Origin of the sequence: Rhodopseudomonas sp. (assembly GCF_036404135.1) — a bacterium.
Taxonomy (GTDB): Bacteria; Pseudomonadota; Alphaproteobacteria; order Rhizobiales; family Xanthobacteraceae; genus Rhodopseudomonas_A.
In genome coordinates this window covers 1-9,530 of sequence record NZ_DASWPE010000130.1, presented here as the reverse complement: position 1 = coordinate 9,530, position 9,530 = coordinate 1, and the positions used below count along the sequence as shown (strand labels likewise).

Below are 9,530 nucleotides of genomic sequence, written 5' to 3'. Positions count from 1 at the left end.
GCTACATGACGCTGGAAACCATCGCCCCGATCGGCGATGATCCCGCCGTCAGCCTCCCGGCTTTCGCCAGCTGACAGGCCCGGACCAACCCGGCAGTCGCGGTGACCCGCCGTCAGCTACACCACTCCCTGGGACACGATCGAGACTATCGCGATTGACGACGTCGACGCGGGCATCGAACAGGCCGGCGATGAAGTCCTTCAGCCCGGCATAATCGAACACCGTGATGTGTGCCTCGGGATCGATCTCGACCATGATGTCGATGTCGCTGTCCGGTCGATTGTCGCCGCGTGCGACCGAGCCGAACAACGCCGCGCGGCGCACGCCGCGGGCGCGTAACGCGTGCTCCGATCGCTGCAAAGTCGCGAGGGCCTCGAGGCGGTTCATCGCCACAATATAGCACGGCGGAGGATTTGCGGGAGAGGTGGTACCCACCCCGTAGCCCGGATGTCGCCGCGCTCATCCAGGCTACGTCGCCCAACAAAAAAAGGGCCCCAGCTTGCGCTGGAGCCCTGGGTGGAGCGGGGCAGAGCCCGGTCCGGAAGTCGGGGCGCGATCCGCGAGGACCGCGCCCTCGGGAGAAGGCTTACATGTTGTAAGCGCGCTCGGTGTGCTCGACGACGTCGAGGCCCTCGCGTTCCACCTCGACGGTGGCGCGCAGTCCGACGATCACGTCGACGACCTTGTAGAGGATCGCCGAGCCGATGCCGGACCACACCAGCGTGGTGCCGACGCCCCAGCACTGCGAGATCAGCTGCGTCACCATGTCGTAATCGGCGATCTTGCCGGTGGTGTAGTCCATGATGCCGGTGCCGCCGAGCGACGGGTTGACCAGGATGCCGGTGCCGATCGCGCCGATGATGCCGCCGATGCAGTGCACGCCGAACACGTCGAGCGAGTCGTCATAGCCGAGCCCGTTCTTCACCACGGTGCAGAAGAACAGGCAGACCACGCCGACCACCAGGCCGAGCACCAGCGCACCCATCGGACCGGAGAAGCCGGCCGCGGGCGTCACCGCAACCAGACCGGCGACCGCGCCGGAGATCGCGCCGAGCACCGAGGGGTGGCCCTTGATCATCCACTCCGCGAACATCCAGGACAACGCCGCCGCCGCGGTGGCGACGAAGGAGTTGGTCATGGCGAGGCCGGCGCCGCCGGTGGCTTCCAGGTTGGAGCCGGCGTTGAAGCCGAACCAGCCCACCCACAACAGCGAGGCGCCGATCATCGACATCGTCAGCGAATGCGGCGACATCAGTTCCTTGCCGTAGCCGGTGCGCTTGCCGATCAACAGCGCGCCGATCAGACCGGCGATGCCGGCGTTGATGTGCACCACGGTGCCGCCCGCGAAGTCGATCGCGCCCTTCTTGAACACCCAGCCGGCGTCGGCATTGACCGCATCAAGCGCGGCCTGAGCGGTGGTCTTGGCGGCGTCGTCGGTCGCCGCGGCAAGCGCCTTGGCGGCGGCGTCGATGGCGTCCGGACCGGCCCAGTACCAGACCATGTGGGCGATCGGGAAATAGATCAGGGTCAGCCACAGCGGGATGAACAGCGCCACCGCGGCGAAGCGGGTGCGTTCGGCGAACGAGCCGACGATCAGCGCCGGGGTGATGGCGGCGAACGTCATCTGGAAGCAGACGTAGATCAGTTCCGAAATGTTGGCGTCGACGCTGAAGGTCGCGGCTTTCGAATCGGTGGTTACGCCGGCCAGGAACGCCTTGGAGAAGCCGCCGATGAAGTCGGAGCCGCCGGTGAAGGCCAAGCTGTAGCCGTACAGCACCCACAGCACGATGGCGATGCACACGGTGTAGAACACCTGCATCAGCACCGAGAGCATGTTCTTGGAGCGGACCATGCCGCCGTAGAACAGCGCCAGGCCGGGGATCGTCATCAACAGCACCAGGACCGACGAGGTCAGCATCCAGGCGTTGTCGCCTTTGTTGACGGTGGGCTCGGCGTAGGCTGCGGTGGCGGCAAACATGCCGACGGCAAGCGCAGCCAGTCCCGCACTGTAGGGACGTTTAAACGTCATATGTTGTACTCCTGATTGAATTTGGGTGAGCGCGAAATCACAGGGCCGCTGCATCGGCCTCGCCGGTGCGGATCCGGACCGCATGGTCGAGAGCGATGACGAAGATTTTGCCGTCACCGATCTGGCCGGTCTTCGCCGCGGTGGTGATGGCCTCAATGGTCTTGTCGACCTGGTTCGAGGCGATCGCGACCTCGATCTTGATCTTGGGCAGGAAGCTGACGGCGTATTCGGCGCCGCGGTAGATTTCCGTATGGCCTTTCTGCCGGCCATAGCCCTTGACTTCCGTCACCGTCAACCCGTGAACGCCGATGGCGGTCAAAGCGTCACGGACTTCTTCCAGTTTGAATGGCTTGATAATCGCCATAACAATTTTCATGGGTCCTATCCCCGCTTGGGCCCGGCCTGAACAAGACCGGGCGATCTCGACTGAGGTTCACCACGCGGAGTCTCACTACGCGGGCACAGCCGCCGCGCTATAATCAAATGCCGTGCCAGAACCCCGGCATTCCCTAACGGTTTATGAACACGTAGTTTTTCGAGTTTTACCGAGATTCGGTTGCAGTGCGCCAAAGCGACCCGCCTAAAGCGCGGTCATGCCTGATCAAGAATCGGGCATGACGCGGTTCCACCATAATCGCTGCTCGCGGGACGGGCAGAATGGCCAGGAATATCGCGATAGATCGCCGGCCGGCCGAGCTTTTACGCGGCGCGGCCGGCGCCCGGTTATTATTTGCGCAGGATCGCCGTCGTCGGCGACGGCGCACAGCGCTACTGCAGCGCCTCGCCGTGCTGCGAAATGTCCAGGCCCTCGCGCTCGTGCTCGCGCGACACCCGCAGCGGCACCATCAGCCGGACCAGCATCAGCAGCATGTAGGTCGCAGCAGCCGACCACAGCAGGGTGACGGCGATGCCGTAAAGCTGGATCACGGGCTGCATCCAGTGGCCTTCGATCAGCCCGGCGGTGCCGCCGATCGCCGCGGTGGCGAACACCCCGCCGAGCAAGGTGCCGACCAGCCCGCCGACGCCGTGGACGCCGAACACGTCGAGCGAATCGTCGTAGCCGAACCGATCCTTCAGGCTGGTGCAGGCCCAGAAACAGACGCAGCCGGCGACGATGCCGATCACGATGCCATGCCAGGGCGCGACGAAGCCCGACGCCGGCGTGATGGTGCCGAGACCGGCCACCGCGCCGGAGATCATGCCGAGCACCGAGGGCTTGCGCCGTGTGATCCATTCGATCGCGCCCCAGGTCAGAGCGCCGGCGCAGGCCGACAGATGGGTGGCGGTGATCGCCATCACCGCATGCGCATTGGCGCCGAGCGCCGAGCCGCCGTTGAAGCCGAACCAGCCGACCCACAACAGCCCGGTGCCCATCACCGCCAATGACAGATCGAACGGCGACAGGTTGTCGGCGCCGTAGCCCTGCCGGCGGCCGATCACCACCGCCGCGACCAGTCCGCCGATCCCGGCCGACAGATGCACCACGAGGCCGCCGGCGAAATCCAGCACGCCGGCCGTGCCGAGGAAGCCGCCGCCCCACACCCAATGGGTCAGCGGCACATAGACCACCACGAACCAGCCGATCGAAAACACCAGATAGGCCGAGAACCGCATGCGGTCGGCCACCGAGCCCGCCACCAGCGCCACGGTGATGATCGCAAAGGTCATCTGGTAGAGCATGAACAGCGCTTCCGGGATGGTCTTGGCCAAGGGATTGACGCCGTCCATGGTCATGCCGGCGAGAAACAGCCGGTCGAACGAGCCGATCAGCGCGCCGTCGCCGGTGAACGCCAGCGAATAGCCGAACGCCACCCACAGGATCGAGATCAGCGCCACCGCGGCAAGACTCTGCGCCATGGTGGCGAGCACGTTCTTCTTGCGCACCATGCCGGAATAAAACAGCGCCAGCCCCGGGATGGTCATCATCAGCACCAGGGCGGTGGCGACGATCATCCAGGCGGTGTCGGCGCCGTTGATGGTGCCGTCGTCGGCGCATGCCGCGCTGGAAAAACAGGTTGCCGCAAAGCAAGCGGCCAGCGCGAGACGCGCTGCGCGACGGATCGATGTCATTGGTGAGCCCCCCAGCTCGGTGGCGCGGCGCGACGCTGCGGCGTCGCTCCGCTCAAGGCGCGCGCGTCAGAGCGCGTCGCTGTCGGTTTCGCCGGTGCGGATGCGCAGCGCGTGATCGATCGGCGTGACGAAGATCTTGCCGTCGCCGATCTGCCCGGTGCGGGCGCTCTTGGTGATGACGCCGACCGCGGCGTCGGCGAGGTTGGAATCCACCGCGATCTCGATCCGCAGCTTGGGCAGGAAGTTCACGATATATTCGGCGCCGCGATAGATCTCGGTGTGGCCGCGCTGGCGACCATAGCCCTTGACCTCGGTCACGGTCATGCCGTGAACCCCGATCTCGGTGAGCGCCTGACGCACCTCGTCAAGCTTGAACGGTTTGATGATCGCGACAACGAGTTTCATGGACCAACCTGGGTTTGCGACAACGGTCCCGGCCGGCAGGCGCCGGCGGGTTTGGCCCCTCTATATGCCGGGTTTGGCGGCAGCGCGCTTGGAAAATAAGCGAATGGACCGACGTCGAAGCGGGATTTCGCCAAGATCCGATGCAGCCCAAAATTTGGGCGGGCGAATCGAGAGCCTCGCGCGCGGGCTAACCGCGGCGTTCGCGGATCGAGCCTTCCTGCGCCACCGAGGCCACCAGCGTGCCGTCGGCCTTGAAGATGGTGCCGCGCGCCAGCGCCCGGGCGCCTTGCGCGGAAGGCGAATCCTGCACGTAGAGCAGCCATTCGTCGGCGCGGAACGGGCGGTGAAACCACATCGCGTGGTCGAGGCTGGCCGGCATCATCCGCTTGTCGAACAGCGTGCGGCCGTAGCGCGCCATCGCGGCGTCGAGCAGCGAAAAATCCGAGGCATAGGCCAGCGCGCACAGATGCAGCGCCGGATCGTCCGGCAGTTTCGCGGCGGTGCGGATCCAGACATGGATCTTGCCATCGTCGATCTTGGTGCCGAAATAGCGGCTGAGTTCGACCGGGCGCAGCTCGATCGGCCGGTCGGTTTCGTAATAGCGGCGGATGAATTCCGGCATCTCCGTGAAGAACGGCTGCTTGGAAATCTCCTCGGCGGTCAGCTTTTCCGGCGACGGCACGTCCGGCATCTTGTCCTGATGGTTGAACGAGGACTCCTCGTCGTTATGAAACGACATCATCATCGAGAAGATCGCCTGGCCGTGCTGGATCGCGGTGATCCTCCGGGTGGCGTAGCTCTTGCCGTCGCGCAGCCGCTCCACCTCGTAGATGATCGGCACCAAAGGATCGCCGGGCAGGATGAAATAGCAATGCAGCGAATGCGGCAGCCGGCCCTCGACGGTGCGGCAGCCGGCGACCATCGCCTGGCCGATCACCTGGCCGCCGAACACCCGCTGCCAGGAGGTCTTCGGGCTGGTGCCGCGGAACAGGTTCACCTCGAGCGGCTCCAGGTCGAGGATCGAAATCAGGTCAATCAGGCTTTTGCACATCGGCATTCACGGCTTTCCGATTATTGCGCGCCCTGCCCGCGGTTTCACACCGCAGCGGATGTCTGATAGACCAAAGGCGGTGCGGCGCGTCTCCCCGCTGCCTGTTTCGCCCAGCTCTGTTCCCCTGGCAAGAGTGAGAACCATCGATATGACGGCACCGCGAGGCATTGTCATCGGAGGCGGCGCGTTCGCCGGACTGGCGCTGGCTTTGGCGCTGCGCCAGGGGCTCGGCCCCGACATCCCGGTGATCGTCGCCGATCCGGCGCTGGCGCTGCGGCCGTCGCGCGATCCGCGCGCCACCGCGATCGTCGCGGCCTGCCGGCGGCTGTTCGACACGCTGGGGGTGTGGCAGGCGGTGGCGCCGCAGGCGCAGCCGATCCTCGACATGGTGGTGACCGACAGCGCGCTGGAAGACGTCACCCGGCCGGTGTTCCTCACCTTCGCCGGCCAGATCGAGCCCGGCGAACCGTTCGCCCATATGGTGGAGAATCGCCATCTGATCGACGCGCTGGCCGAGCGCGCCGAGGCGGCCGGCGTCGAGCTGCGCGCCACCACGGTCGCCAGTTACGAATCCCGGCTGGAAGCCACCAGCGTGACGCTCGGTGACGGCGAGGTGATCGACGCCGCGCTGCTGGTTGCCGCCGACGGCGCCCGCTCCAAGCTGCGCGAGCGCGCCGGCATCACCACCTATGGCTGGGACTACGACCAGGCCGGCATCGTCGTCACCGTCGAGCACGAGCGCGAGCACCATGGCTGCGCCGAGGAGCATTTCCTCCCCGCCGGGCCGTTCGCGATCCTGCCGCTCACCGGCAAGCGCTCCTCGCTGGTGTGGACCGAGAGCCGCGCCGAGGCCGCGCGGATCGTGGCGTTGTCCGACGCCGATTTTCACCGCGAGCTGGAACAGCGCTTCGGGCTGCGGCTCGGCGAGGTCAAGGCGCTGGACAAGCCGAAATCGTTTCCGCTCGGCTATTTCGTCGCGCAATCCTTCATCGGCGAGCGGCTGGCGCTGATCGGCGACGCCGCCCATGTGATCCATCCGATCGCCGGCCAAGGCCTCAATATGGGGCTGAAGGACGTCGCGGCTTTGGCCGAGGTGATTGTCGACGCGGCGCGGCTCGGCATCGATTTCGGCCAGGCCGACGTGCTCGAGCGCTACCAGACCTGGCGGCGGTTCGACACCATGGCAATGGGCGTGGCGACCAATTCGCTGAACCTGTTGTTCTCCAACCGCTCGACGCTGTTGCGCAGCGTCCGCGACATCGGCCTCGGCGTGGTCGATCGGCTGCCGCCGCTCAAGGAGCTGTTCATCCGCCAGGCCGCCGGGCTCGGCGGCGAGGTGCCGAGGCTGCTGAAGGGCGAGGCGCTGTAGCGCGCCTCGCGTGTCCCCGGATACTGCGTCGTGGTTCGCGCGCGCGGCCACCGGCCGCACGGCGATTGAAACCTCAGCCGATCTTGCGGGCTTCCTCCGGCAGCATGATCGGGATGCCATCGCGGATCGGATAGGCGAGCTTGGCGCCGCGCGAGATCAGCTCCTGGCGCGAGGCGTCGAATTCCAGCGGCCCCTTGGTGATCGGGCAGACCAGGATATCCAGCAGTTTGCGATCGACCGCCGCTTCGGGCCGGTCGGAGGAAGAGGTCGTCATTCAGGGCTCCAGCACATTGCATCGAGGGTCGGAAGAGCAGCATCGGATTTTTCCAAATCCTCAGCCTGCTCCGGTTGTCGGATCGCGCCGCATCCCGAAAACCGCCAAAAGTTTTCGGGATCATGCGCCGGCGCCGCGCGCAGCCGCGGCGCGGCCCGCCGCGTCGATCACGCGGCGCCGCAGGGATCGTTGTAACGCATCATTGTAACGGTGGGTCGCCGCTGGTGCGCTTTTTCGCCAGATCCATCTGCGTCACCGCGACCAGGATTTCGGCGCGGGTCTTGAGATCCGGGGCTTCCAGCATCGCCTGCTTTTCCGGCGGGCCGTAGGGCGACATCATCGCCAGCGCGTTGACCAGCGCCTCGTTCGGGGCGCGCTCGATGCCGTCCCAGTCGACCTTGAGCCGGTTGGCCTTGAGAAACTCCCGCAGCACCGTCAGCAGGGTGTCACGGTCGACCTCGTCCTCGCCCTTGCGCGCGGTGAAGTCGTCGAGGAACGCGGCGTAATCCACCCGGCATTGCCGATACGGCGTGATCGCCGCCAGTTCTTCCACCACCTTGAAGCGCACGACCCCGGTCAATTCGAGGATGTAGCGGCCGTCGCCGGCCTCGGCGAACTGGGTGATGCGGCCGACGCAGCCGACCCGGAACAGCTCCGGCTTGTCGGCATTGCTGGAATGCGCCAGATCCGGCTGGATCATGCCGATCAGCCGGTGGCTGTCGCGCAAGGTGTCGTCGACCATCGCCAGATAGCGCGGCTCGAAGATGTTGAGCGGCATCTGGCCGCGCGGCAGCAGCAGCGCGCCGGGCAGCGGAAACACCGGAATCCGCTCTGGCAGGTCGCCGGGTCCGTGATAGTCGGCCTTGATCGGCATGAACGGCCCCGCTGCGCGCGTCGTCACGACACCCGAATCACGAAAACAGGATGGTCGACAGCCGCTTGCGGCCGTCCACGGTGGCCTCGTCGGCGGCGCCCCAGGCCTCGAACAGCAGCACCAGCTGCTTGCGGGCGCCGTCGTCGTCCCATTTGCGGTCGCGCTTGACGATCTCCAGCAGATGGTCGGTGGCCTCGCTGCGCCGGCCGGCGGCATTCAGCGCCACCGCGAGCTCGAAGCGCGCCTGATGATCGAGCGGGTTGGCGGCGACCTTCTGCTCCAGTTCGGTGATCGGGCCGAGGGAGCTCGCCTGTTCGGCGAGATCGATCGCGGCCTGCACCGCCTTGATCGCGCCGTCCTCGCGCTTGCTGTCGGGCACCAGCGCCAGCGTCTGCTTGGCCTGCTCCAGCGCGCCGGTCTCGACGTAACAGCGCGCCAGGCCGGCCAGCGCCGCAAGATGGCCGGGCTCCGCGGCCAGCGCTTCGGCGTAGACCGCGGCGGCGGTCGGGGCGTCGCCGGCGGCCAGTGCAGCCTCGGCCTCCTCGATCAATTCGCCGACCCCCGCCGCGCCGCCCCCGGCGCCCGCGGTCAGCTTGTCGATGAAGGCATTGATCTGGCTCTCCGGCACCGCGCCCATGAAGCCGTCGGCCGGTTGGCCGCCCACGAAGGCGATCACCGCGGGAATCGACTGGATCCCCATCTGGCCCGGAATCGATGGATGCTCGTCGATGTTCATCTTCACCAGCTTGACCTTGCCCTTGGCGGCGCGAACCGCCTTTTCGATCAACGGGGTCAATTGCCGGCACGGCGTGCACCACGGCGCCCAGAAGTCGATCAGCACCGGCTGCCGCTTGGATTCCTCGATGACGTCCTTGACGAAGGTCTGGGTGGTGGTTTCCTTGATGAGATCGGCCGCCTGCGGCGCCGGTCCGTTGCCCTGCTCGATGATCGTCACGTCGCCCTCGCCTTGTTCCAAAGATCGGCCGTTCTAGCACGGCCGCAACCTGTGCGCATAAACTTGGCTCTGCAGACCGAATCGGCTGCGCCGCGGCGCCGCGTGATCCGCGCCGGCGGGCGCGACCTGCGTTGCGGTTTCGGCCTTGAACCGCGTCTTAGGTGGCGTTTGACCGGGCGATTTTCAATCGTCCGGTCGGGCGCCGCGCAGCAGATCGGCCCGCTCAGCGCGGATTTTGCCGAGTTTTTACGCCGCAGCGCAGCGAGCAACGGCGCGGCGAGGCCGATTTGACGGCGATTGGTCGAATCTGCGGCCTTGCGGGTGAAGATAGCGCAGCCGCGCTGTTGCATTCGTCGGCGGCTTTTGGCATAGCTCTGCGCGTCGCCGGTGACCGCGCGTCGCCAGCCACTCGGATGCGGGTGTAGCTCAGTGGTAGAGCACGACCTTGCCAAGGTCGGGGTCGAGGGTTCGAATCCCTTCGCCCGCTCCAAGTTTTCTCGGCA

11 protein-coding genes and 1 tRNA gene are annotated in these 9,530 nt (G+C 66.3%); 3 read left to right on the top strand and 9 right to left on the bottom strand.

The annotated features are described in order from the left end of the window. Positions 1–48: 48 nt before the first annotated feature. The 6 genes from VGC77_RS16250 to tesB form a co-directional block, all read right to left on the bottom strand. The gene (locus tag VGC77_RS16250; RefSeq protein WP_331172601.1) at positions 49–387 is read right to left on the bottom strand and encodes a nucleotidyltransferase family protein; all 339 of its coding nucleotides are present in this window, start codon (positions 385–387) and stop codon (positions 49–51) included. Positions 388–586: 199 nt separating this feature from the next. Further along, positions 587–2,029: an ammonium transporter gene (locus VGC77_RS16245; protein WP_331172600.1), complete on the bottom strand. Its 1,443-nt coding sequence runs from the start codon at positions 2,027–2,029 to the stop codon at positions 587–589. Between the two features lie 37 nt (positions 2,030–2,066). Next, positions 2,067–2,405, bottom strand: a complete 339-nt coding sequence (locus VGC77_RS16240) for a P-II family nitrogen regulator (RefSeq protein WP_331172599.1) — start codon at positions 2,403–2,405, stop codon at positions 2,067–2,069. Positions 2,406–2,797: 392 nt separating this feature from the next. Further along, positions 2,798–4,099, bottom strand: coding sequence for an ammonium transporter (locus tag VGC77_RS16235; protein WP_331172598.1), 1,302 nt, complete (start codon positions 4,097–4,099; stop codon positions 2,798–2,800). Positions 4,100–4,165: 66 nt separating this feature from the next. Further along, the gene (locus VGC77_RS16230) at positions 4,166–4,504 is read right to left on the bottom strand and encodes a P-II family nitrogen regulator (RefSeq protein WP_331172597.1); all 339 of its coding nucleotides are present in this window, start codon (positions 4,502–4,504) and stop codon (positions 4,166–4,168) included. Between the two features lie 187 nt (positions 4,505–4,691). Continuing rightward, on the bottom strand, positions 4,692–5,555 hold the full coding sequence (tesB, locus tag VGC77_RS16225; RefSeq protein WP_331172603.1) for an acyl-CoA thioesterase II: 864 nt from the start codon (positions 5,553–5,555) through the stop codon (positions 4,692–4,694). A 148-nt stretch (positions 5,556–5,703) separates the two neighbouring features. Here tesB and VGC77_RS16220 point away from each other — a divergent pair, with 148 nt between their 5' ends. After that, positions 5,704–6,924 carry a ubiquinone biosynthesis hydroxylase gene (locus VGC77_RS16220; protein WP_331172596.1) on the top strand — a complete coding sequence of 407 codons (1,221 nt, stop codon included), beginning with the start codon at positions 5,704–5,706 and terminating at the stop codon, positions 6,922–6,924. 73 nt (positions 6,925–6,997) lie between these two features. Here VGC77_RS16220 and VGC77_RS16215 read toward each other — a convergent pair whose 3' ends face one another. The 3 genes from VGC77_RS16215 to VGC77_RS16205 all read right to left on the bottom strand — a co-directional run bounded on the left by VGC77_RS16215 (position 6,998) and on the right by VGC77_RS16205 (position 9,027). Further along, positions 6,998–7,198: a Trm112 family protein gene (locus VGC77_RS16215; protein ID WP_331172595.1), complete on the bottom strand. Its 201-nt coding sequence runs from the start codon at positions 7,196–7,198 to the stop codon at positions 6,998–7,000. A gap of 199 nt (positions 7,199–7,397) precedes the next feature. Further along, on the bottom strand, positions 7,398–8,072 hold the full coding sequence (locus tag VGC77_RS16210; protein ID WP_331172602.1) for an LON peptidase substrate-binding domain-containing protein: 675 nt from the start codon (positions 8,070–8,072) through the stop codon (positions 7,398–7,400). Between the two features lie 37 nt (positions 8,073–8,109). Beyond that, positions 8,110–9,027 (bottom strand): co-chaperone YbbN, encoded by a 918-nt coding sequence (locus tag VGC77_RS16205; protein ID WP_331172594.1) that lies wholly within the window; start codon positions 9,025–9,027, stop codon positions 8,110–8,112. A gap of 63 nt (positions 9,028–9,090) precedes the next feature. Between VGC77_RS16205 and VGC77_RS16200 the strand changes: the two genes are divergently transcribed. Beyond that, positions 9,091–9,318, top strand: a complete 228-nt coding sequence (locus VGC77_RS16200; protein WP_331172593.1) for a hypothetical protein — start codon at positions 9,091–9,093, stop codon at positions 9,316–9,318. A gap of 124 nt (positions 9,319–9,442) precedes the next feature. Then, positions 9,443–9,517 (top strand) — tRNA-Gly (locus VGC77_RS16195). Positions 9,518–9,530 lie beyond the last annotated feature (13 nt).